The organism is Kribbella sp. NPDC050124 (genome assembly GCF_044460355.1).
Lineage (GTDB): Bacteria > Actinomycetota > Actinomycetes > Propionibacteriales > Kribbellaceae > Kribbella.
This window is the reverse complement of sequence record NZ_JBITJU010000004.1, coordinates 209,815-230,982: the sequence shown is the minus strand read 5'-3', so window position 1 is coordinate 230,982 and position 21,168 is coordinate 209,815. Positions and strand designations below refer to the sequence as shown.

The following is a 21,168-nucleotide window of genomic DNA, read 5'->3' as shown; positions in this document are numbered from 1 at the left end:
AAGATTAGCGAGAGGAGCGGAGCTTGCCTAGCCCTGGTGCAAATCTTTTTCAGGCGGAGCCGAAGAACAGGTAGTTGTGGCTCTCGACGGCTCGCCGACAACCAACTCCCGCGACCGAGGCGGGACAGCCGAGGACCACTACCCGTTCGTCGGTATGGCGACTCGCTGGGCTACCGCGTCACGGACGGTGCGGATCACCCACTCCGGATCCCCCATCACCTGCTGGTAGGTGAACCTGAGTACCAGCCAGCCGGCCGCAACCAGTTCGTCGTACCTCCGGCAGTCCCTGGCGAAGTCTCCGGCCGAGCCGTGGAACTCGTACCCCTCAGCCTCCAAGGCCACCCGCACCCGGCGATTCCCAAGATCCACCCGGGCACGGAAGCAGCCGGTGTCAACCAGGACCTGCGGTTCGAACCCGTCGATGCCGGCCGTCACCAGCAAGCTGCGCAGCATCGACTCCAGAAAGCTCTCGGAATGTCCGTTGGCGGCGGCCGCGACCTGAACTGCGTTTGGCCGCCCAGGTCCGCGCATCGCAGCAGCGGCTTCGATCAACCGGTCGCGGCTCAGTTCGCCGGTGGCTAGCGCGGCGTCAGCCACCGCAAGCGCTTCGCCGAACGGCAGGATCCGGGCGCAGCCCACCACCGTGCTGAGCAACGAGGTGCGGCGACGACTCCGGTCGGTCGACGGGATCGTCCCCCAATGCAAAACCGCCGGCGGACCTGGCCGCGCGTTTCGGTTCACCGGCAAGGTGACGTGTGGCTTCTCCGGTACTACGAGCAGCGGCAACCGCCAGGCGGCAGCCGCACTGGTATGAGAGACGACTCCGTCATAGGCGAGGGCCGCGGCCACATCAGCCCCGAGGCCTGGCATCGCGTAGATCCCGCGAGCGAGGCGGTCGACGTCGCCACGTCGAACTGCTGCCGCCAGCGCTCGCCGTGACGTCGCCTGCACCAGCTGGGCGGACGTTGCCCAGCCGCCCAACCGGGTCAACACTTCCACCACAGACGCCACCGAATGATGCTCCCCGATCGGCGGAGGTCGTGCCCGGCGTTATCCACAGGAACCGACCAACGGGTGGTACCCACCGCTGACCGGCCGGTCCGGACTCAGCCGGCGGCCGGTTCAGCGTCGTACGAGAGGTACTACCCGTTCTTCGGTACCGGTCAGAGACTGGCGTTCACCAGGACGGGTTCGTTGACCAGGGTGATGCCGAACGCCTGCCGGACCTGGGCGCGGATGTGCGCGGCCAGCGCGAGGACCTCCTTGGCGGTGGCGCCGCCGCGGTTCGTCAGCGCCAGGGTGTGCTTGGTCGACACCGAGGCGGCGCCGATCGCGAACCCCTTCGCGATACCGGAGTGCTCGATCAGCCAGGCTGCGCTGGTCTTCACCCGGCCGTCCGGCTGCGGCCACTGCGGCGCACCCGCCGGTACGTCGGCCGCCGCGTCCAGGATCGGGTTCGTGAAGAACGAGCCAGCGCTCCACGTGTCATGGTCTGCCTCGTCCAGCACCATGCCTTTGCCCCGCCGCAGCCCCAGCACGGCTTCCCGCACGTCGGTCATCGGCGCCCGCGCCCCTGGATCGACATCGAGCACTCTGGCCAGTTCGGCGTACCCGACCGGTGCGGACAGGTCGCCGAGCCTGAGCTGGAAGGTGACCTCGAGTACGACGTACCGCGACGGGTCGGCCTTGAAGCGCGAGTTGCGGTAGCTGAACCCGCAGTCCGCCGCGAAGATCGTCCGGACCTGGTGGTCGACGCGGTCCCAGACCCGCACGGAGGCGATCGTCTCGGCGACCTCGTGACCGTAGGCGCCGACGTTCTGCACCGGGGTCGACCCGGTCAGCCCGGGAATGCCGGACATCGACTCCAGCCCGATCCACTCCTCGGCGATCGCGCGCTGGACCACCGTGTCCCAGTCCTCGCCGGCCTGGATGTGGACCATCGCGCCGGAGCACATGTCCGCGTCCACCCGGATCCCCCGGGTGGCGACCTTGATCACGGTGCCGCGGAACCCGTCGTCGCCGATCACCACGTTGCTGCCGCCGGACAGCAGCAGCACCGGTTCGCCGGCGGCGTCGGCGTCCCGGACGGCGGTGACCAGGTCGTCCTCGGTGGTCACCTCGACCAGCTTGTCGGCCGGCCCGCCGATCCGGAGGGTGGTGAAGTCGGCCAGGCGCACATGGGTCTTCACTGGACGCGCACGACCGCCCTGGCCCGGCCGAGCACCTTCTCCTCGCCGGCGATCGCGGTGATGTCGATCTCGGCCAGCCCGTCCGCGACCTTGTCGACCTTGGCCGAGAACGTCACGCTCGCGCCCTTGTCGTCGTCCGGGACCACGACCGGCTTGGTGAACCGGACGCCGTACTCGACCAGGTCGGCCGGGTCGTCGAGCCAGTCGGTGACGACGCGGACCGCCGTGGCCATGGTGAGCATGCCGTGCGCGATCACGCCGGGCAGGCCGAGCGCGGACGCCATCCGATCGCTCCAGTGGATCGGGTTGAAGTCGCCGCTGGCGCCGGCGTACCGGACCAGGTCCTCACGCCGGAAGGTGACGGTCAGCGGGGGCAGCTCGGTGCCAACTTCGATGCTCATGCGTCCGCCCGGTTGTGCGAGATCGTCGAGGTCGAGGTGGCGATCGGCTCGCCGTCGACAGTGGTCAGGGCGGTCTCGTACATGATCACCTCGACGGCACCGGCCTTGCGCACGGTGGTGATGGTCGCGGTCGCGGCGATGTCGTCGCCGGCCTTGATCGGACGGGTGTAGCTGAACTTCTGCGCGCCGTGCACGATCCGGTCCAGCCGCAGGCCGAGCTCCTCATCGCTCAGCAACTGCTCCAGCGCCCGGCTGCCGAGCATGAACGCGAAGGTGGGCGGCGCGACCGCGTCGGCACCCCGGTACGCCGGGTTCGGGTCGCCGATCGCGTCGGCGAACTCACGGATCTTCTCCCGGCCGACCTGGTAGGACTCGGCGGCCGTGTAGCTCCGGCCGACCATCGTGGCGTCGATCGTCATATCTCGTAACCCTACTGGCAGACTAAGGCGGCGAGTGCCGCCACCCACTCTCGGTAAGACCGGACTGGGAAGGTTGAATGTGACGGCAGTAACAGCGCTGGCCAGGTACGCGCCCCGGTACCAGCTGGAGATCGGAGAGCCGGCCGGGTCCGAATGGCTCCGGGCGGACCGGATCCTGGAGCCGGACAGCCCCGAGCTGACCGAGCTGCTCAAGCGGGACCACGACGCCAGCGGACACCGGTCGGCCCACGCGAACGCGCTCAGCCTGATGTCGTTCTACGCCGGTCGCGCACCCGCGACAGCCCTGCTGCTGTGGGCGCTGGAGGGTCATGTCCTCGACATCCGCCCGCACAACCTCTGGGTCCGCCCCCACGACGGCCACGGCCTGGCCGCGGTCGCCATCCGCTCCGCCCGCTACCTCCCCGGCGGCCTCGAGACCCTGTACGACGTGGTGCTCCGGCAGCACCTGCTACCACTCTCGGCTGAGCTACACCGCCGTACCCGGGCCGGCCTCCGCCAGCTCCACGGCGGCGTGGCCGCAGGCTGCGCGATGGGCTTCTGCGCCGCTACCCGCGAGCAGGAGACCGTCTCCCCCACCTACCTCCAGGCCCGCTGGCAAACCTTCGTCGCGAACGCTCCCGGCGGTTTGTCACGCCTCGGTGACGTGGAGATCGCGGCCGGGAAGCTCGTCTACCTCCGCAACACCTGCTGCCTCTACTACACCAGCGAATCCGCCCCCAACACCCTCTGCGGCTCCTGCTGCCTAACTCCCCGTAACGACCGCCTAACCGCCTACCAAGCCGGCCGCCCAATCCTGACGGTGTGAAATCTGTCGGTTGCAGCGGGTATAACTGGATGCCTCGAGTCAAGCTTCCCGGCGCAAAAAAACGGCCCCCTCGCAAGGGGGCCATTCCAGCCGGCCGAACCGGCATCGAGTGTCTCAAGGCTAACACAGACCGTGTTCGTGACACGGTCGATCGACGGGGGACCCGCCCATGGCAACCGTGGCCGCGTACATCGACGGCTTCAACCTGTACTACGGCATGAAGAGCAAGTTCGCCCGTAAGTACCTCTGGCTGGATGTCGTCGAGCTGGTCCGACGGCTCCGGCCGGATGATGAGGTCGTCAGTGTCCGGTACTACACAGCGCTGGTGAAGGGCGAGCCGGATGCAGCCTCCCGGCAGAACCACTATCTGGAGACCCTGCGAGCGCACTGCGGCACGTTGCTCGACGTGCAGGTCGGCTGGTTCAAGCCGAAGAAGCTCGCTCCCTGCAAGCGATGCAAGGAGGACTGGCTCTGCGAGTGCCCTCGCAAGGTCCGGTTCTACGAGGAGAAGGAGACTGATGTCGCGCTGGCGGCCGCGATGGTCGCGGACGCAGCTTGTCGGCTGGCGGACATCACCCTGCTGGTCAGCGCCGACTCGGATTTCGCGCCGGCGATCCGCGCCGTGAAATCCGTGCGGCCGGAGCAGCATGTGATCCTCGCCATGCCGCCGGGCAACCCCAAGCCGCACAAGCGCTTCACCGATCTCGGGTCGTTCAACATCAACGAGACGGCCCTGCGGCGGTCCCAGCTGCCTGAGGTCATCTGGGACGGCAGGACCCGAACGGAACGACGCCGACCGGACAAGTGGATCTGACGCGGCGGGGACGGCCGTTTCGGGGCACAGCGAAAGGGCCGCCTCGGGGATCCGAAGCGGCCCTCGCCAAGAAAGCTGAAGGTCAGCGGGTTTCGCGGTGGGCGGTGTGGTCGTTGCAGCGGAAGCAGTACTTCTTCAGCTCAAGACGGTCCGGGTCGTTGCGCCGGTTCTTCTTGGTGATGTAGTTGCGTTCCTTGCAGACGGTGCACGCCAGCGTGATCTTCGGGCGGATGTCGGTTGCCTTGGCCACTGCTGCCTCTTCTTCTCATGAGTACGCAACTTGGGTGATCGCACTCTCGAACTACTGCATGGTGGGTAGCGGGGGCGGGAGTCGAACCCGCGACACCACGATTATGAGCCGTGTGCTCTAACCACCTGAGCTACCCCGCCGGGTGAGTCCGTCACCCCACCCGGCGGACCGGGTGAGATGTCGTTCTCAGAGCCCCTTTACGGAATCGAACCGTAGACCTTCTCCTTACCATGGAGACGCTCTGCCGACTGAGCTAAAGGGGCGGGCCGAGGAGAGAGATTACACGGTCCGCAGCCTCGATGTGAAATCGAGCCGGCTGGACCCTGCGCACCCCTCAGTCCGACCCGGAAAGCATACCGTCTCCGCGGAGTGCTTCTGACCAATTTTCAGTCGAGTACGGCGTCATCCGCCGAAAAGTCGTCCGAGCCGTCGGACGGCGGGTTCGCCAGGTGCCACCGCACCGACCGACGCAGGCTCGCAGACACGTCAGCCGGCGCCCACCCCAGCACAGCGTGAGCCTTCGACGAGTCCATCAGCAGGTGCTGGCTCAGTGCACCCGTCAGCGACAGGTCCTCGGGCAGCAGGTCGTCCCGAACCGTCACCAGCTCGACATCCGAGGCGCCGGCCGCCGCCAGGATCTGCTCCGCGAACAGCCGGTACGGCGCGGTCACCGGCTCGACCACGTTGAACGCCGTACCACGGTGGTCCCCCGACAGCGCCAGCGACACCGCGGTCGCCACGTCCCCGACGTACACCCGGCTGAACAGGAACTGCCCCGACCCGACCGGGATCCGCTTCCGCCCGGCCCGCACCCGCCGCAGCACGAACTCGAACCGCCGCTGGTAGTCGTGCTCGCCGTACACCGCCCCCAGCCGCAGCACCGTCGCGCCCCGTGGCAGGTACCGCTCCTCCAGCTCGAGGTTCTCGTACTGCGGCCCATCCACGAACCGGCGTTCCCGCAGCGGCGACTCCTCCGTCAGCGGCACCCCGTCCGTGGTCCGCTCGGAGTGCAGACCGTCGTACGCGCGGTACACGTCCCCACTCGAGATCGCCACCAACTTCACCGACGCCCCGACCGCGTCCAGCGCCGCGTCGGCCGCCGCAGCGTTCATCCCGGAGATGTCGACCAGCCCCTCGACCCCGAACGGCGTCAACGCAGCAGCCAGCGCAGGCCCGTCGTGCCGATCGACGTGCGCATGCTCGACCGCCGGCAGCCCCGCGGGCTCATGCTCCCCGCGATGCACGACCAGCAACTCGTGGCCCTCCGCCGCCAGCCGTTCGACCACTGCCCGCCCGATGAACCGGGTCCCACCGAGAATCGCGATTCGCATGCACCCAGTCCTACCGACCCGAACCCCGTCGGCACAGGGCCGTCTGCGCTCAGCAGACGGTCATCGCACCTTCTTCTCCCCCGCGGTGACCGGCAGGCCGAGCCGGTTTCCGTGGACCGGCGCCGGGCAGGTCCCGTACGCCGTGAACGCGAACGGCAGGTTGATGGTCCGGTTGAAGTCGATCAGCACCGATCCGTCCTTTTCGACCGCCCCCGTGGTCACCGTGCGCCAGGGAGCCGTCTCCTCCCCGTTCGTCTTGTCATGGAAGGACAGTGCGAGCCGCCCGCCTCCGGCAGCGGTCGCCACCAACTCGTACGCCGACCCACCGAGCGCCACGTGGACCGTGCCGACCGCAGTGACATGCTGACGCAGGTCGGACCGGGCCGTGGACACCTCGACCCGACTCGGCTGCGAGTACGGCGTGTAGTACGCCGTCACCACCCAGTCCGGCGTCACCGGGTACGTCGGGACGCCGCTGAACCCACGTCGCGTCGATGCACGTGGGTCTCGCTGGCGAACGGCGTACCGGCCTCCCCGCAACACCAGTTCGGCGAGGCGGTCGCCGTACAGCAGCCAGCTCAGTGAACCGGCCTCGGCCACGCTTGCCGAGGTCTCGCCATGCACCGGCTCGCCGCCCAGCGTCAGCTCGCCTTCGGCCCGCACGTACGCACGCTCGTCGTCGGCCCACCACTTACCCGGCAGACCTTGGAGCGCGATCGCTGTCGTCGGCAGCCAGTCGAAGGCGACGATGGACAGCCAGCCGTACGCGGTGCCGAGGTCCTGTTCGCGGGCGGCGTGCCAGGTCTCGAAGTCCTGCTTGGCGTCGGTGATGCTCATGAGGCCAGGTCCTTCCGGGTGGTCTGCTCGTGGTGCGCAACCTCGGACCGGACCAGCGGGATCACCTGCCGGCCGAAGTCGATCGCGTCGTCGTAGATGTCGTAGCCGCGGGCGGAGAAGATCCGGATTCCGAGGGCGTAGTAGTCGAGCAACGCCGCGGCCACCGTGTCCGGCGTACCGACCAGCGCGGTGGAGTTGCCGCCGCCACCGGTCAGCCCGGTCGGCGCGGTCCAGAGCGCCCGGTCGTGCCGCTCACCGGCCTCGACGGCCTTCAACAACCGCTGCGATCCGGCGTTCTCCGGATTCCTCGAGCGGACGCGGCCGGCCTCAACGCTCTTGATCCGGCCGAGGATGCTGTCCGCCTTCTGCCAGGCCAGTTCCTCGGTCGGCGCGATGATCGGCCGGAAGGCGATCTGGATCGTCGGCCGGTCGGTCCGCCCGGCCTTGGCGGCTTCGGCGTCGATGGTCGCCAATTGGTCCCGGGTCCCGGCCAGCGGCTCACCCCAGAGCGCGAAGATGTCCGCCTCGGCCGCACCCACCGCGTACGCCGCAGCCGACGAGCCACCGAACGAGATCCGCGGTCGCGGTTGCTGCAGCGGCTTGATGTCGGCCAGGAACTGCTCGAACCGGTAGTTTTTCGTCGAAGTCGAAGCGCCCGTCCGAGGTCCAGGCCTGCTTGAGGATCTGGATGAACTCGCGGGTTCGCCCGTACCGGTCGTCCTTGGCCAGGAAGTCACCCTCGGCGGTCTGATCCGCGGTCGAGCCGCCGGTGATCACGTGCACCTCGAAGCGCCCGCCGCTGATGTGGTCGAGAGTGGCGAAGGTCTTCGCGGTCAGGGTCGGGTAGGCGACGTTCGGCCGGTGCGCCACCACGAGGTTGATCCGCTCGGTGCGGCCCGCGACGTACGCCGCGACCTGGGCAGGGTCGGGCGAACCGGAGTGGTAGGCGAACAGGATCCGGTCCCACCCGTTGTCCTCGTGCGCACGGGCGAGCTTGGAGGTGTAGTCCAGGTCCAGCGGGCCGCCGGTGCGCGGCGTGACCTCGCTGGCCGGGTTGGTTCCGGCGATGCCCAGGAACTCAACTGGCATGACGTTCTTCCTTCCGTGCGGTGGGTGCGAGAAGTGTCAGCAGGTGCCGGGCGACCGCGTCGTTCTGCCGGAACCCGGCGCCGTTGAAGTGCGGCCGGGAGAACCCCGACGACCCGGCCGAGCCGGACACCGACGGCCCGAGCAGGAACAACGCCGGGTGCACGGTCCCGTCGGCCCGAATCGCGCGGCACTGCGAGTCCGCCTTGAGCTGACCGCCGCCGAGACTCGTCCCGTCCGCGGCGACCAGTTCGTCGGCGGCGAGGACGCCGGAGGCCGGCGATCCGCGCAGCAACGGGTCGGTGGCGGCGAGTACGTCGGGACGCGGCAACCGGGCTTCGACGAACGCCCGGGCCCGCACCTCCCCTGGTACGCCAGAGCTCCGGGCCACGAACTGATCGTTGTCAATGGCAACGTCAAGGTCGGGGCCGGCGAACCGGACGATGCCGGCCCGATGCAGTGCGAGCAGCTCTTCAACCGGCGCGGCGGCGGTCCGCTGGCCACGAACGAGAAGAACCCGTGCCACTCGGTCTCCACGTGCCGAACCCGGTCCTCGTCGGACAGCCGTCCCTCGGTGATCGCCACCGACAGCACGCCGTAGACGCTCAGCAGTGCGTTGAAGACCGCAAGATCCGCGGAGTACTCCGGATCCGCTCGACGCAGCAGATCGGTCTCGATCAGCCCGGTGAGGAACTCCTCGAACCGCTCCCGATCCTCGAAGAACCGCCCGGCCAATGGCCGATCCACTTCCGCCCGCACAAACCGATCTGCAGGATCCGGTACGGCGTCCGCCACCGCGGCCTCGAACTCCGACGGCGACCACCGGTCCAGGACCTCGGCGAAGTCCTGCCAGGACCACCGGGTTCGCTCCGGATGCGCTGTGAACAGCTGCTGGTAGTGGGCGAACGTGAGCTCCTTCTCGATCAACGGACTCACCTGGGTGGTGAAGTCGAGTAGCCCGTCGCCGAGTTCGTCGAGCGCAGCCTTGGTCAGGTAGCGGGTCGGCACCGGCTTCGTCCCGGCCACGGTGTACCCGAGTTTCGCGTGATACGGCACGCCTCGGCGCGAACCGACGTACAGGATCGGCTCGTCGCCGCAGGGCCGGTAACTGAGCAGGCCGTCGCACGCGTCGTACCAGCCGCCACGTCCTTCGGTGAGCAGCACCATCAGGTCGACGAACGCCTGGCCGAAGCCGCGGACGATCACGTCCTCGCCGGGTCGCAGGTCGCTCAGGTCGACGTCGGCGGTGTAGCCGGGTGGGATGTACGTCAGGCCGGCCGCGGCCGCGTCGGTCGCCCAGGCGGCCTCGGCCGGCGTCGGGAGCCGGTCGAGGTAGCCGAGGGCGAGGACCACGACGTCGGCCGCGATTTCCTTGCCTGAGGCAAGCACCACGCGGTCGTCGGTCACTTCGACGGCCCGTTCGAGATGAGTGGTGACGGGCGCGGGAAGGTCGCGGAGCACACGCTCCCAGACCCACGCGAGGTATTCGGCCTGGACCAGTCGCGGCGGGAAGTCCATCGGCCCGGGCAGGTCCAGCCCAGCCTTCTCCAGTCGTACGGCGCCCTCGCCGGCGACCCAGGTGGCGAGGTCCGGGCCGGGCGTGATCGGGCCTTCGCACTCGACCGACTCGTCGGTGAAGATCGTGACGTCCGAGGTCATCGAGTTCATCCAGAGCAGCCGTGACTGTTCCCGACGCCAGATCCGTCCGCCGCCGGCCGGATACGGATCCACGACGTGGATGTGCATCTCGCGACTGCCGAGCAGCTCGTCCGCGTTGGCCGTGAACCGCTCCAGCAGTCCGACTGTCCGCGGGCCGCCGCCGACGAACACCACAGTCGCCGGCGGCTGCTTCCACGGGTTCAGGTCAGCCACGGTCATACCGGCAACGGGATCGACCGGAACGTCCAGATGTAGCTCCAGGCAACTACTTGCAGGAGGGCGGAGGTGAGCGACGTAGTCGACACGAGTTCTCCCTGGCGGTGGGCAGGCTTCGGCAGCGCTCGGGCGGCGTGGATGCGGGCACGGCGCGGCGGACGTCCGGTGGCCGGACGTCGTCGTACGGAATGTGCTGTAGCCAGCGGATTCGTCAGCGCAGACAGAGCGCGCTGGAGACCCGGAGCAGGTCGATGTGGAGGCGGTAGTACGGCAGTTCGCGCGTCATTCGCATCCTCCTCAGTGACTCCTGAATCCCTGACTGATTCCAGTATGAGTCGACCGTGAAAGGTTAGTAACTAAGTAGACAAACCTCTCATAATGTGGACGGCTTATACCGGTCCAGCAGGCCTGCGACGCGCCAATTTCGGAGTGATCTGTGTCACGCGTGGATTCAACTACCCGCGGGTTGGATTCACGCCTGAGTGTCTACACGGGGGCAGGACGCCTTCACCGTATGTGTGCGATTTTGTTGATCTGAGCGCAATCGGCGTTTGAGAGGCCCGTGACCTCCTCGTTATGGTCGTTGGGCCGCTGTACCCCTCGCAGCGGTAGCCCCTCCCGGAAGGCCCTCCCCCGTGTCTCCTCAGCATGACGTCCCGGCTGCCCCGCGCCGGGTCGCCAAACATCGCCTGAAGCGCCGAAGTAGCAACCGCCGTACCCAACTGATCGGCATCACCGCCGCGCTGGCTGCCGCCGCCGGCACCACCGCGGTCGGCGTCAGCTCCTCCGCTTCCGGACCGTCGACGGCGAGCACCGGCCTGAGCCCCGCACAGGCCGACGCTCTGACCGCGGCCCGGATCGACCGGCGCGACCTCGGGTCGCGCGACGCGTCCCGGATCGACCTGTCCCTCGCGGCGACCCGCAAGGCGGCTGCCGAGAAGGCGGCGCAGGCCCGTGCCGCGCGCCTGGCCGCGAACGCGACCCTGACGCAGCGCCGCGCCGCCGCGCTCGCCGCCGCCAAGAAGGCCGCCGCCCAGAAGGCCGCCGCTCAGGCCCGGGCGCTGGCCGCGGCGAAGGCGGCCGCGATCGCCAAGGCCAAGGCCGCCGCGAAGGCGAACGTCAACAAGGTCGTCCTGCCGACCACCGGCTACCACCTGACCGCCCACTTCGGCCAGGCCGGCGGCCGCTGGGCCCGCGACCACACCGGCCTCGACTTCGCCGCCCCCATCGGCACCCCGGTCCGCTCGGTGATGGCCGGCGAGGTCATCCAGGCCGCGTACGCCGGCGCCTACGGCCGCCAGGTGAAGGTCCGCCACGCCGACGGCACGGTCACGTCGTACAGCCACATGTCCGAGTTCGACGTCTCCGTCGGCGACATGGTCTCCGCCGGCGAACAGGTTGGCGCGATCGGCATGACCGGCAACACCACCGGCCCCCACGTCCACTTCGAAGTCCTCCGCGGCGGCGAAACCCAAATCGACCCCGAGCCCTGGCTCCGAGACCACGGCGTCAACCCCTGACAAACCGCAGCACCGTCGTCACGAAGGCCTCGGCGTCGTCCAGCCACGGATGATGCGCGACGCCAGGCAGTACGACGTACTGCGCGTTGGGGAACGCCTCGGCGAACTCCTCCGCCGCAACAGTGTCAGTACCCCAGTCGAGAGCCCCGGCCACCACCAAGGCCGGGGCTTCGACGGTGCTCAAGGCGGCCCTGGTCGCCGCGGGGTCGAACGCCTCGGGTGAGTTGAAGACGCCAAGCGCCTCGTAGTTGGCCAGCCCGTCCTCCAGCTCCTGCTGCGCCTGCGCTTCGGCGTCCCACCGGGCGTACGCCATCGGACTCAACGCTGCCCAGTCGCTGCCTTCGCCTGTCTGAATCGCCTCGAACGCCGCCGACACCTGGGGATACCAGTCCTCACCCTTCCGCGTCTCGAGCACAGCCCGCCGCCGCTCCGCCGTCACCTCGATCCCCAAGGACCGGGTCCCCGGCGTGGCCAACACCAACTTCTCGACCCGCTCCGGGTAAGCCGCCGCGTACAGCGTCACCAAACTCGCCCCCGCCGAATGCCCCAACAGCGTCACCCGTTCCACCTCCAGGTGCTCGCGCAACGCCTCCAGATCCCCCACCAACTGATCGCACCGCCAGTTCCCCCCACCGGACTCGCCAGTCCCCCGAAGATCCACCATCACCAACTGCCGGTGCTGTGAGAGCCCACCCAACTCCCCCAGGTAGGCACTCCCCAACATCCCGCCAGGCACACAAACAACCGGCTCCCCCTCCCCTACCAGGTGATAGACCAGCTCGATCCCGTCAGGCGCAACATACGTAGGCATGCTCAGATCCTCGCACCGCTTGCCCGTCGACCGGATCGTCACGGTCTGGCACGCCTTCGCCCTCGGGGAACGAGTACTTGTCCTGCGTCCGGTCCGCTGCGGGCCAGGACCTATCGAAAACGTATGCGCAAACGCAGACGGTCCGGCAACACGCACCCGGATGAACTGTTGCCATGCTCAAACGGTGCACCCTGGCAATCGCGGCCGCGACGGCCACGTTCGCCGTCGCGGCCTGTACGTCGGTCGACGCCCAGAGCGAGCCGCCTTCGTCGGCAGCGGCGACCGGGCCGGCCGGCGCGGCTGACGGCGTACTCCCGGACAAGACCTCGGCCTTCGACACCGACCTGCCCGGCATCTCCAAGCTCGACCCGGAGTTGCTGAACGCCGTCCAGAAAGCCGAGACGGCGATGCGGCAAGACGGCATCACCATGCACGTGAACACGGGCTGGCGAAGCAAGAAGTACCAGGAGGAACTGCTCACCCGCGCGATCGCCAAGTACGGCAGCAAGAAGAAGGCGCTCGAGTACGTCGCCACGCCTGAGGACTCGCACCACGTGACCGGCGACGCGGTCGACATCGGCCCGACGGCCGCGGACTACTGGCTGATCCGCAAGGGCGCCCGGTTCGGCCTGTGCCAGACGCTGTCCCACGAGATCTGGCACTTCGAGCTGGTCACCACGCCCGGCGACAAGTGCCCGCCGATGGGCTAACGCGTCTCCTCCGGCGGGTCCGGCAGTACGGCGAGCGGTCGCTGCCGCCAGTGCACGTCGTGCCAGGCGTCGAGCTTCCACCCGATCCTGCGATAGGTGCCGATCTCCTCGAAGCCGAGCGCGGTGTGCAGACCCACGCTGGCGTCGTTCGGGAGCGTCATACCGGCGATCGCCGTACGGAAGCCACGCTCGGCCAGCCGCTCGAACAACGCCTCGTACAGAGCCCGCCCGCCACCGGTCCGGCGCCTGCCGAGCTCGAGGTAGACGCTCACCTCGCAGGACCAGCGGTACGCCGCTCGCGGCTTCATCTGGCCCGCATACGCGTAGCCGACCACCCGGCCGTCGTCGTCCTCGAGCACCAGCCAGGCATGCGTGGTCTGGGCGTCGGCGATCCGCTGAGCCATCTCGGCCGCGGTCGGCGGCTCGATCTCGAAGGTGATCGCGGTGTCGGTGACGTACGGCGCGTAGATCGCCGCGCAGGCCTCGCCGTCCAGCGGAGAAGCGTCTCTGACTTTTGCCATGCCACGATAGTAGCCACAGGTGCCGCTATAGTGGCAACCATGTTGGATCAACTGTCCGCCTCGCTCGCCGCGACCGTGCAGGCCGCCCGGGTCGCGCAGGACCTGTCCGTGAACGCGCTGGCCGAGCGTTCCGGGGTGTCCCGGGCGATGATCGGCAAGATCGAGCGCGGTGAGGCGCAGCCGACCGCGGTCCTGCTCGGCCGGCTGTCCGGCGCCCTCGGGATGACCCTGTCCGAGCTGGTCGCCCGCGCCGAGACGACCGGCGACCTCCTCCGCCGCCAGGGCGACCAGCCGGTGTGGACCGACCCGGCGACCGGCTACCAACGACGCGCGGTCTCGCCGGTCACCGACGGCCCGCTGGAACTCGTCGAGGTCGAGCTCCCACCCGGCGCCTCGGTCTCGTATCCGGCCGACGCCTACATCTTCAAGTACCAGCAACTGTGGATCCTCGACGGCCAACTGCGCTTCCAGGAGGGCCCGGTCGTCCACGACCTGCGCACCGGCGACTGCCTCCAACTCGGCCCGCCGTCGGCCACCACGTTCCACAACCCGGCCGGCACACCCTGCCGCTACCTGGTCGCGCTGGTCAAGGGCCGTTCGTAGTTGCCGAAGGACACGGGCGGGTCCGGCGTGATTGGCTGACCCCAATTGCCCCGCGCCGTACGGAGGAACGATGTCCGTGTCACCGCTGGTCTGGGTCCTGACGCTGGCCGCGATCCTGGCGCTGCTCGCGTTCGACTACTTCTTCCACGTCCGCTCCGCGCACGTGCCGACGCTGCGCGAGGCGGCGGTCTGGTCCGCGGTGTACGTCGGGATCGCGGTGCTGTTCGGCCTTGGCTGCCTCGTTTTCGGCGGTACGGCGATGGGCTCGGAGTACTTCGCCGGGTACATCACCGAGAAGGCGCTGTCGGTCGACAACCTGTTCGTGTTCCTGATCATCATGACCAGCTTCCGGGTGCCGCGGGAGAACCAGCAGAAGGTGCTGCTGTTCGGCATCGTCTTCTCGCTGATCGCCCGGGCCGGGTTCATCTTCCTCGGCTCCGCGCTGCTGAACACGTTCTCCTGGGTGTTCTACCTGTTCGGGATCGCCCTGCTGGTGACCGCGGGAAACATGCTGAAACCCGAGACCGAGGAGTCGCACTCGGCGCAGAACATCGTGGTCCGGCTGGCCCGGCGGTTCTTCCGCACCAGCGACGACTTCGACGGCGACCGGCTCTTCACCACGATCGACGGCCGCCGGCTGATGACGCCGATGGTGCTGGTGATGGCCGCGATCGGTGGCACCGACCTGATGTTCGCCCTGGACTCGATCCCGGCGATCTTCGGGCTGACCCAGAACGTGTTCATCGTGTTCACCGCGACCGCGTTCAGCCTGCTCGGCCTCCGCCAGCTCTACTTCCTGCTCGACGGCCTGCTGGACCGGCTGATCTACCTGTCCTTCGGCCTGGCCGCGATCCTCGCCTTCATCGGCGCCAAGCTGATCCTGCACGCGCTGCACGAGAACAACCTGCCGTTCGTGAACGGCGGCGAACACGTCGACGTGGCCGAGATCAGCACCGGCCTGTCGCTCGTGGTCATCCTGGTCGTGCTGGTGACCACCGTCCTGGCTTCCCTGCTCAGCACCCGCGGCCGAACCCAGACGGCCATGGCCCACATCCGCCGCGACGCCGCCGCCTACCTGGACGCCGAGTACACCATGGACGCCGGCGAACGCGAACGCATCTTCGTCCGCCTCCTGGCCGCCCGCGACCACATCATCGCCCTGGGCCCCGAAGCCCGCCAGCAAGTCAAGAACGAGTCCGACCTCATGGACCTCTGCCGCCGAGCCGCCGAATCCCACGCCGCCGCCCACGCAGAACACGAAATCCGTCCCAGCCTGTAGCCCCGCGCAGCGGCAGCCGGTGGTTGGCCGCCGCTGCAAGAGGTGTGGCTTGGTCAGGGGCGGACCGGGGAGAGGGATTCGTTGGGGTTGGCGGTCAGGAGGGTTTTGCATTCGCCGGTGGTGACGCTGCAGCGGAACATCTTCTGGTCCAGGGGTTTGACGCCTCGGGTGTCGGTGACCGCGATGACGGTTGCCGGGTCTTCGAAGACTGCGCTGTTCCAGGTCCAGCCGCTGTACCTGGCGGGGATTGCGAGGTTGGTGGTCTTGCCGGTGGGGATGTCGACGGCGACCCGGGTGCTGAGGACCATCGTCCTTCCGTCCGGTGACAGGGCGACGTACACCGCGGCCTGGTCCGACTCGGCGGGTTCGAAGCAGTACTCGCGCTTCAGTTCGGGGCCCTTCGTGCCGAGGGTGACTGCCTTGGCGCAGTAGCCGCCGCCGTTGGCGGTCAGCTGAACGACCACGTCGCTGGTCCGAACCACCTGCAGGTCACCGCCGAGCCCTTCGACCTCACGCGGCTGGCCCGCTCCGGGCTGCCAGACGGACACCGGCCGGGAGTCCCCCAACTCCGGCGTCAGCCAGATGCCGTCCCTGTTCCAGCCGATCAGCTTGATGCTCGGCACCGAGAGGTCGAGCCTGGCCGTTTCGTTGCCGCCGTCAACGTTCACCACGACCACTCGGCTCTCCTTGGCGCCGTACGGCGAGGCCGCGACGGCCAGCTGCCGACCGTCGGGAGAGATGACGGGACTGTGGGCGCCGGTCGGACCGAGTGGGGTGACGTTGCCGTTCGGGTCGACGATCGCGGCCTGGGACGTCTTCGGGTCGGGGTAGCCGGTCATGACCAGCCAGCCGCCGCCCAGCCGGGCCAGCACCTCGCCCTTGACGCCCGGATTCTCGACCTTCTCCTTGCCGTCCTGGATGACGGCCCACCAGGTGTCCAGCGGGTTGTCGGGGTTGTTGTGGACGGTGACGGCGTACGGGATCCGCGGAGCGCCGGCAGAGACCGGGCCGGTCGGCAGCGCGGCCGGAGAGCCGGCCACAGTGGGCTCCCCGTCGGTCAGGCGGGTGAGGAAGGGGACGGCCAGGACCAGGACGGCGCCGATGGCGGCGGCGGCCAAGGCGATCGGGACCCAGCCACGCTTGCTGGGGGCATCCAATTGCGGGCCCGGCCCCTGAGCCGTGTCCGGGACCGTGTCGGCCTTGGTCTGCAGGTAGTCGCGGAGGCGGTTCTCGGTGTCGTTCATCGGGCTTCCTTCAGCTTCTTGGTCAGGGCCGTCAGGCCGCGAGACGCGGTCGCCCGCGCGGTGGAGGCGCTGATCCCGAGGATCTGTGCGATCTCGTCGAACGGAAGGTCGAGGTAGTAGCGCAGTACGAGGACCTCGCGCGCCCGGGTAGGCAGCGACTGGAGCGCCCGTTGCACCTCGAGACGTTCCTCGTTCAGTACGGCGGTGCTCTCGGCGGAGTCGTGCGGCGCTTGATGCGGCGGAGTGTAGAGCCGCGAGACCTTACGTCGCCGCAGGGACGAGCGGCTCGCGTTGAGCACACTCGTCCGCAGGTACACGAGGGCCTTGTCGGAGTCCTTCAGTGGCCACCGCCGGTAGAGCTGGGAGAACGCCTCCTGGACTATGTCTTCGGCTGTCTGTCTGTCATCGATCACCAGGACCGCCAGGCGCACGAGACCGCGCCAGTGCCGGCCGTAGAGCTCGGACACGGCCGTCCGCGCGTCGTCGGCGGCCGCAGCCCGGTGCGGATGCCGGATGCTCACCACTAGATTCGTCACACCCTTAGAGACGCGCCAGAGTCCGAAACGCTGTGTATCACCAGGCCGGGTTCACCGGTGACCGACAGTGACGGCGTGCAGCCGGGGCTGCACGCCGTCACCCGGGCGATGGGGTCTTGCTACTTGGTCAGCCCGTAAGCACGCGTCACCTGTTGAGTGAGGCGGCCGCCGTTTGTGTCGGCTACTTCGAGGCGGAGATGCACAGCCTGGCCGGCTCGTTCGGCCGGGTGGGTGACTGTGGCCGAGTAGGTGCTGTTGGACCCGGCACGGAGTGGGAGCTCGCCCCAGGTCTTCCCGTCGTACGACAACTCCAGTTTGGCCTTCGTGAACCGGGAACCTTGGCTCCGGGTCTGGTGGCGCAGACCGAGATCGATGCGGGTCGGCTGCCCCACCTTGACCTGGCTGCGCTGGTCTGCGCCCGGCACGTCGAGGTCGGCGACGATCAGGGGCATGAATTCGGGATTGCCGCCGCGGGAACGGAAGATCCAGTCCGAGGTGACTCGGGTGGAGTACTGCCACCAGGTTTCCTGCCGCTGGGCATCGAGCGTGATCTGGTAGTCCGCCGCATCCGTCGGGACGTCGAAGAACGCCCACGCCGGCTGGTCGGACCTGCCGATCTCGGAACCGTTGCGCCGTACGACGAGGTCGTAGGTGCCGACGAGTCCCCCGACGGAGTACGGCCACTCCTCGATGCGGGACGCCCCGTGGGCGAACGGCGGGATCGCGACGGTCAGCATGTCGCCCTCCCAGCCGACGAAGGAGGTGCCGTGGATCTGCTCGGGCAGATGCCGAGGCAGGGCGGAGGTCGCGACCGGTGCGAACCACCGCTCCTTCAGTTGTTCCCCGGCCTGGTAGAGCCGCGGTTCACCGAACCAGCGGGCACCACCCGTGAACTTCCGGTCGGTCGCAATGATCTTGTGAACCCAGGTCAGCGCACCGGTCAGGTAGGTGGTGTGCCGTCCGGGTGCCGGGAGCAACCGATCCCAGCTCTCGCCGACGGCACCCTCGAGTTGGTCCGCGCGGTAGCCGATGCGCTTCGAGAGCAACCTCCCGTCACCGGTCTGTGCGCCGAAGTCTTCCTGTACGGCGGCGAAGTCCGAGAGCGCCTTGCGTACGGACGGATCGGCGGGGATCCGGCCCGGCCAGATCGCGGCAGTCTGGTAGACGGACGACGCGAACGCGACACCGGTGATCCGCAGCGCCTCGGCATGTTCGAGAACCCGCTGGGCCGTGACCCGGTCCGTGGCGAGCACTGGGATCGTCACTCCGGCCGGCAGCGGGAAGGTCGCGCGGGCCAAACCGGGCCGCTCCGGATTGAAGAACATCACCGCCGCGGCACCAGATTGCTCGGCGGCGAGCGCCTGCTGTGCCTCAGCACCGACCGATTGCCGCACCAGCGCGAGCTTGCCCTTGACTCGGTCACCGGTCAGGTCGCCCGCGGCGGCGGTGCCGGCATCAACCGGTACGAGCGTCTTCGTGCCGGAGAATCGTGGCGCGTAGAGAAAGTCGCTGACGGCAACCTCGTCACCGGTGGCGGCGACGCGGACCTGATAGGGCGGCGCCTCGAGTGGAGCGCCGACGGCGAACGTGGACCGGTCCGTCGTCGGCATTGTCGTCGGCGTCGCCCGCAGCTCCCACGACTGTCCCTGCGCAGTGAAGCCATCCCGGCCGAGGTAATTGCCCTTGGCATCCTTGATGGTCAGGACCATGTCCACATTGTGCGGACGCAGCCCCGGCGTGTCCTTGACCTCGATCCGGACCGGCTTGGCCTTGCGAGCGTCCAGTGCCACGGTGCGGTCGCTGGACAGGGTGACGTTTGATTCCGCGGCCAGTGTGGCGATGTCGCTCGTGGTGTCGGTGGCGGCTTGGACGATTGTCGTGGACATCGCATAGCTCCCGGCCGGCAGCCGGAAGGTCCCCCTACCGTTTGGGAGGTCGAAAATGTCGGAGAAGTCGTCGCCTCGACGCCCGACCAGGACGTACGAGTCTGTCGGCCTGCCGTCGAGGCCGGTCGCGGTGACGGTGACGTCGTACATCTCCGGTTCCAGGTACCAGCCGTAGGTGCTGATCAGCGGGTCGCCGCCGTTGGCCGGGCTGGCGACTACCCGCCCGCTGTGCGAGCCGCTGGCTCCGCCGAACTCGGCCGTGACGTCGACACTCGCCTGACCACCGGCCGGTACTAGGAGGTCGGTGGCGCTGATCCGGACCGGGGCGCTGCCCTCGTCGGCTCTGCTCTCCAGCTTCAGGGAGATCGCAGTGGTGCCGGTGTTGCGGTAGGTGAGCTTCTTGGTGACCGGGGCCGGATTCGGGCGTGGCCAGGAGAGGAAGCCGTAGTCCAGCTCCGGAGTATCGAGGGTCAGGGTGCTCTCGGTGACCTGGTCGGCGTCGACGCGACCGGCACCCTGGTCGAGAACCTTACTGCCGGTCTGTGGGTCGGCGGTGGCGATGAGGTGGTTGCGGAGCTGTTCGCCGTTCCAGTCAGGGTGTTGCTGGGCCAGGAGTGCTGCGGTACCGGCCACGTGCGGCGTCGCCATCGACGTACCGCTGGCCGCTGTGTAGTTGTCGTCGACCGGCTCGCCGAGACTGGTGCCGGCGGCACGGGCGGCGACGATCCCGGTCCCCGGTGCGGAGATCTCGGGCTTGAGCGAACCGTCCCGGTGCCGCGGTCCGCGGCAGGAAGTCTCGTTGACGCCGCCGTCTCGGGTCAGATTGGCCACGGCGAGCGCGGCGTCGGCAGAGGCAGGCGAGCCGACCTGGCCAGGTGTGGTGTCGAAGCAGTTTCCAGCGGCGGCCACAAACAGTGCGCCGGTCTGCCGGCTGAGGGTATTGACCGCCTGCGCCACTGCGTCGGTGCCGTCGGTGGGATCGCCGCCGAGGCTGAGGTTGACCACCTTCGCACCCTGGGCGATGGCCCATTCCATGCCGGCGATGAGGCCGGATTCGGTACCGAAGCCTTCGTCGTCAAGGACCTTGCCGTTGAGCAGGGTCGTGTCCGGGGCGACGCCGCGGTACTTGCCCTGGGAGGCGGCGCCTGTTCCCGCAATCGTGCTCGCGACGTGCGTGCCGTGGCCGACGCGGTCGACGGTGTCGGGACTGTCGGAGAAGTTGCCCTCGGCACCAACCCGGCCTTGGAGATCGGGGTGGGTCTTGTCGATGCCGGTGTCCAGGACGGCGACCTTGACGCCCTTACCCGTGAACCCGCGCTGCCAAGAGGCGGGCGCACCGATCTGGGCGACGTTCTGGTCGAGGGCGGCCTTCATCCGGCGGTCCAGCCGGATGGTGCGGATCTGGGGCTCGACCAGTTGGCTCTTGGTCCCGGGAGCCGGGGCGCTGATGGAGCGCCAGAACGCGGGGCCTTTGGACACGTGGGCTGCCCGGGCGCCGATCGAGGAGAGGAGCCGGGATTTCGTGGTGCCGGCGAACGAGTCCGTCTTGGCCTGAGTACGCGCGGCTGCCGGGGCTCCGGCGTACTGGACGATCACCGGCAGCGTCTCGCGGTGGGCGTCGTCGTAGCCCTGCCGGATGAGCCCTTTGACGTCGAACAGGGCCCGGTCCAGACGGCCCATGGCGACCTCGCTCATCACGTCCGTCGGGATGACATAGGTGTGCTCGGCGGTCCGCGAGATGACCGCCGCCGTGGTGCCACCACCACCGCGAAAACTGACGCGCTCGGGCTGGCCAGGACTGCTCTCGACTTCGACCCGATCACCGGTAATCAGCGTGACCGTCGCCGTACTGGTTGATCGGGTGGGTTGTTCGAGTGGCTCCAGGACCGGCCCCGCGCCGGCGCCGGGTGATGCGGGCAACAGCAGCGCCAGGCCGGTGAGCAAGGCAATCGGGCGGATCAAACGCATGCAGACGACTCCTTGATGTCGACATCAACACCAAGAAAGACGCCTCACCCCACAAAACGCTG

22 protein-coding genes and 2 tRNA genes are annotated in these 21,168 nt (G+C 68.6%); 6 read left to right on the top strand and 18 right to left on the bottom strand.

What is annotated here, in order from left to right:
* Positions 1-138: 138 nt before the first annotated feature.
* The 4 genes from ACIBL3_RS13385 to ACIBL3_RS13370 all read right to left on the bottom strand — a co-directional run bounded on the left by ACIBL3_RS13385 (position 139) and on the right by ACIBL3_RS13370 (position 3,009).
* The gene (locus ACIBL3_RS13385; protein WP_396353571.1) at positions 139-1,011 is read right to left on the bottom strand and encodes a DUF559 domain-containing protein; all 873 of its coding nucleotides are present in this window, start codon (positions 1,009-1,011) and stop codon (positions 139-141) included.
* A 152-nt stretch (positions 1,012-1,163) separates the two neighbouring features.
* A complete protein-coding gene (locus ACIBL3_RS13380; RefSeq protein WP_396353570.1) occupies positions 1,164-2,189 on the bottom strand; it encodes a UDP-N-acetylmuramate dehydrogenase in 1,026 nt (341 codons plus the stop codon).
* Positions 2,186-2,590, bottom strand: coding sequence for a MaoC family dehydratase (locus tag ACIBL3_RS13375; protein WP_396353569.1), 405 nt, complete (start codon positions 2,588-2,590; stop codon positions 2,186-2,188). The genes ACIBL3_RS13380 and ACIBL3_RS13375 overlap by 4 nt, the downstream gene beginning before the upstream one ends.
* On the bottom strand, positions 2,587-3,009 hold the full coding sequence (locus ACIBL3_RS13370) for a MaoC family dehydratase N-terminal domain-containing protein (RefSeq protein WP_396353568.1): 423 nt from the start codon (positions 3,007-3,009) through the stop codon (positions 2,587-2,589). Before ACIBL3_RS13370 ends, ACIBL3_RS13375 begins: the two co-directional genes overlap by 4 nt.
* A 79-nt stretch (positions 3,010-3,088) precedes the next feature.
* On the opposite strand from ACIBL3_RS13370, the gene ACIBL3_RS13365 reads away from it, so the two are divergent.
* Positions 3,089-3,835, top strand: coding sequence for a hypothetical protein (locus ACIBL3_RS13365; RefSeq protein ID WP_396353567.1), 747 nt, complete (start codon positions 3,089-3,091; stop codon positions 3,833-3,835).
* 169 nt (positions 3,836-4,004) lie between these two features.
* Entirely contained in the window at positions 4,005-4,649 is a 645-nt protein-coding gene (locus ACIBL3_RS13360) for an NYN domain-containing protein (RefSeq protein WP_396353566.1), read from the top strand.
* A gap of 82 nt (positions 4,650-4,731) precedes the next feature.
* On the opposite strand, the gene rpmG is transcribed toward ACIBL3_RS13360, so the two are convergent.
* The 9 genes from rpmG to ACIBL3_RS13315 form a co-directional block, all read right to left on the bottom strand.
* The gene (gene rpmG / locus ACIBL3_RS13355) at positions 4,732-4,899 is read right to left on the bottom strand and encodes a 50S ribosomal protein L33 (RefSeq protein WP_360527563.1); all 168 of its coding nucleotides are present in this window, start codon (positions 4,897-4,899) and stop codon (positions 4,732-4,734) included.
* A gap of 66 nt (positions 4,900-4,965) precedes the next feature.
* A tRNA-Met gene (locus ACIBL3_RS13350) sits at positions 4,966-5,039 on the bottom strand.
* Positions 5,040-5,089: 50 nt separating this feature from the next.
* Positions 5,090-5,162: transfer RNA gene (locus ACIBL3_RS13345), tRNA-Thr, on the bottom strand.
* 123 nt (positions 5,163-5,285) lie between these two features.
* Positions 5,286-6,230, bottom strand: a complete 945-nt coding sequence (locus ACIBL3_RS13340; RefSeq protein ID WP_396353565.1) for an NAD-dependent epimerase/dehydratase family protein — start codon at positions 6,228-6,230, stop codon at positions 5,286-5,288.
* A gap of 60 nt (positions 6,231-6,290) precedes the next feature.
* On the bottom strand, positions 6,291-7,067 hold the full coding sequence (locus tag ACIBL3_RS13335) for a DUF1684 domain-containing protein (protein WP_396353564.1): 777 nt from the start codon (positions 7,065-7,067) through the stop codon (positions 6,291-6,293).
* Positions 7,064-7,642 (bottom strand): LLM class flavin-dependent oxidoreductase, encoded by a 579-nt coding sequence (locus ACIBL3_RS13330; RefSeq protein ID WP_396353806.1) that lies wholly within the window; start codon positions 7,640-7,642, stop codon positions 7,064-7,066. Before ACIBL3_RS13330 ends, ACIBL3_RS13335 begins: the two co-directional genes overlap by 4 nt.
* Entirely contained in the window at positions 7,566-8,156 is a 591-nt protein-coding gene (locus ACIBL3_RS13325; protein ID WP_396353563.1) for an LLM class flavin-dependent oxidoreductase, read from the bottom strand. The genes ACIBL3_RS13330 and ACIBL3_RS13325 overlap by 77 nt, the downstream gene beginning before the upstream one ends.
* 36 nt (positions 8,157-8,192) lie before the next feature.
* Positions 8,193-10,031, bottom strand: a complete 1,839-nt coding sequence (locus tag ACIBL3_RS13320) for an FAD/NAD(P)-binding protein (RefSeq protein WP_396353562.1) — start codon at positions 10,029-10,031, stop codon at positions 8,193-8,195.
* Between the two features lie 208 nt (positions 10,032-10,239).
* Positions 10,240-10,314: a putative leader peptide gene (locus ACIBL3_RS13315; RefSeq protein ID WP_370452436.1), complete on the bottom strand. Its 75-nt coding sequence runs from the start codon at positions 10,312-10,314 to the stop codon at positions 10,240-10,242.
* Between the two features lie 349 nt (positions 10,315-10,663).
* On the opposite strand from ACIBL3_RS13315, the gene ACIBL3_RS13310 reads away from it, so the two are divergent.
* Positions 10,664-11,548 (top strand): M23 family metallopeptidase, encoded by an 885-nt coding sequence (locus tag ACIBL3_RS13310; RefSeq protein ID WP_396353561.1) that lies wholly within the window; start codon positions 10,664-10,666, stop codon positions 11,546-11,548.
* Here the strand turns inward: ACIBL3_RS13310 and ACIBL3_RS13305 are convergent.
* Positions 11,538-12,359 carry an alpha/beta fold hydrolase gene (locus ACIBL3_RS13305; RefSeq protein WP_396353560.1) on the bottom strand — a complete coding sequence of 274 codons (822 nt, stop codon included), beginning with the start codon at positions 12,357-12,359 and terminating at the stop codon, positions 11,538-11,540. The genes ACIBL3_RS13310 and ACIBL3_RS13305 overlap by 11 nt on opposite strands.
* 173 nt (positions 12,360-12,532) lie before the next feature.
* On the opposite strand from ACIBL3_RS13305, the gene ACIBL3_RS13300 reads away from it, so the two are divergent.
* Positions 12,533-13,069, top strand: a complete 537-nt coding sequence (locus tag ACIBL3_RS13300; RefSeq protein WP_396353559.1) for a M15 family metallopeptidase — start codon at positions 12,533-12,535, stop codon at positions 13,067-13,069.
* Here ACIBL3_RS13300 and ACIBL3_RS13295 read toward each other — a convergent pair.
* Positions 13,066-13,590 carry a GNAT family N-acetyltransferase gene (locus ACIBL3_RS13295; protein WP_396353558.1) on the bottom strand — a complete coding sequence of 175 codons (525 nt, stop codon included), beginning with the start codon at positions 13,588-13,590 and terminating at the stop codon, positions 13,066-13,068. The genes ACIBL3_RS13300 and ACIBL3_RS13295 overlap by 4 nt on opposite strands.
* A 39-nt stretch (positions 13,591-13,629) precedes the next feature.
* On the opposite strand from ACIBL3_RS13295, the gene ACIBL3_RS13290 reads away from it, so the two are divergent.
* Both ACIBL3_RS13290 and ACIBL3_RS13285 read left to right on the top strand, forming a co-directional pair.
* Positions 13,630-14,193, top strand: a complete 564-nt coding sequence (locus ACIBL3_RS13290) for a helix-turn-helix domain-containing protein (protein ID WP_396353557.1) — start codon at positions 13,630-13,632, stop codon at positions 14,191-14,193.
* Between the two features lie 70 nt (positions 14,194-14,263).
* Positions 14,264-15,472 carry a TerC family protein gene (locus tag ACIBL3_RS13285; protein ID WP_396353556.1) on the top strand — a complete coding sequence of 403 codons (1,209 nt, stop codon included), beginning with the start codon at positions 14,264-14,266 and terminating at the stop codon, positions 15,470-15,472.
* Positions 15,473-15,525: 53 nt separating this feature from the next.
* On the opposite strand, the gene ACIBL3_RS13280 is transcribed toward ACIBL3_RS13285, so the two are convergent.
* From ACIBL3_RS13280 to ACIBL3_RS13270, 3 genes are all read right to left on the bottom strand, one after another.
* Positions 15,526-16,716 (bottom strand): hypothetical protein, encoded by a 1,191-nt coding sequence (locus ACIBL3_RS13280; RefSeq protein WP_396353555.1) that lies wholly within the window; start codon positions 16,714-16,716, stop codon positions 15,526-15,528.
* Entirely contained in the window at positions 16,713-17,252 is a 540-nt protein-coding gene (locus ACIBL3_RS13275) for an RNA polymerase sigma factor (RefSeq protein WP_396353554.1), read from the bottom strand. Before ACIBL3_RS13275 ends, ACIBL3_RS13280 begins: the two co-directional genes overlap by 4 nt.
* A gap of 119 nt (positions 17,253-17,371) precedes the next feature.
* Entirely contained in the window at positions 17,372-21,106 is a 3,735-nt protein-coding gene (locus ACIBL3_RS13270) for a S8 family serine peptidase (RefSeq protein ID WP_396353553.1), read from the bottom strand.
* Positions 21,107-21,168: the final 62 nt, after the last annotated feature.

What these genes read in the sequence shown, in the direction of transcription:
- ACIBL3_RS13285 (WP_396353556.1), top strand. Translation starts at nt 14,264, where the DNA reads ATGTCCGTGTCACCGCTGGTCTGGGTCCTGACGCTGGCCGCGATCCTG.
- ACIBL3_RS13290 (WP_396353557.1), top strand. Translation starts at nt 13,630, where the DNA reads ATGTTGGATCAACTGTCCGCCTCGCTCGCCGCGACCGTGCAGGCCGCC.
- ACIBL3_RS13280 (WP_396353555.1), bottom strand. Translation starts at nt 16,716, where the DNA reads ATGAACGACACCGAGAACCGCCTCCGCGACTACCTGCAGACCAAGGCC.
- ACIBL3_RS13325 (WP_396353563.1), bottom strand. Translation starts at nt 8,156, where the DNA reads ATGCCAGTTGAGTTCCTGGGCATCGCCGGAACCAACCCGGCCAGCGAG.
- ACIBL3_RS13270 (WP_396353553.1), bottom strand. Translation starts at nt 21,106, where the DNA reads ATGCGTTTGATCCGCCCGATTGCCTTGCTCACCGGCCTGGCGCTGCTG.
- ACIBL3_RS13340 (WP_396353565.1), bottom strand. Translation starts at nt 6,230, where the DNA reads ATGCGAATCGCGATTCTCGGTGGGACCCGGTTCATCGGGCGGGCAGTG.
- ACIBL3_RS13335 (WP_396353564.1), bottom strand. Translation starts at nt 7,067, where the DNA reads ATGAGCATCACCGACGCCAAGCAGGACTTCGAGACCTGGCACGCCGCC.
- ACIBL3_RS13300 (WP_396353559.1), top strand. Translation starts at nt 12,533, where the DNA reads ATGCTCAAACGGTGCACCCTGGCAATCGCGGCCGCGACGGCCACGTTC.
- ACIBL3_RS13375 (WP_396353569.1), bottom strand. Translation starts at nt 2,590, where the DNA reads ATGAGCATCGAAGTTGGCACCGAGCTGCCCCCGCTGACCGTCACCTTC.
- ACIBL3_RS13305 (WP_396353560.1), bottom strand. Translation starts at nt 12,359, where the DNA reads ATGCCTACGTATGTTGCGCCTGACGGGATCGAGCTGGTCTATCACCTG.
- ACIBL3_RS13370 (WP_396353568.1), bottom strand. Translation starts at nt 3,009, where the DNA reads ATGACGATCGACGCCACGATGGTCGGCCGGAGCTACACGGCCGCCGAG.
- ACIBL3_RS13360 (WP_396353566.1), top strand. Translation starts at nt 4,005, where the DNA reads ATGGCAACCGTGGCCGCGTACATCGACGGCTTCAACCTGTACTACGGC.
- ACIBL3_RS13295 (WP_396353558.1), bottom strand. Translation starts at nt 13,590, where the DNA reads ATGGCAAAAGTCAGAGACGCTTCTCCGCTGGACGGCGAGGCCTGCGCG.
- ACIBL3_RS13320 (WP_396353562.1), bottom strand. Translation starts at nt 10,031, where the DNA reads ATGACCGTGGCTGACCTGAACCCGTGGAAGCAGCCGCCGGCGACTGTG.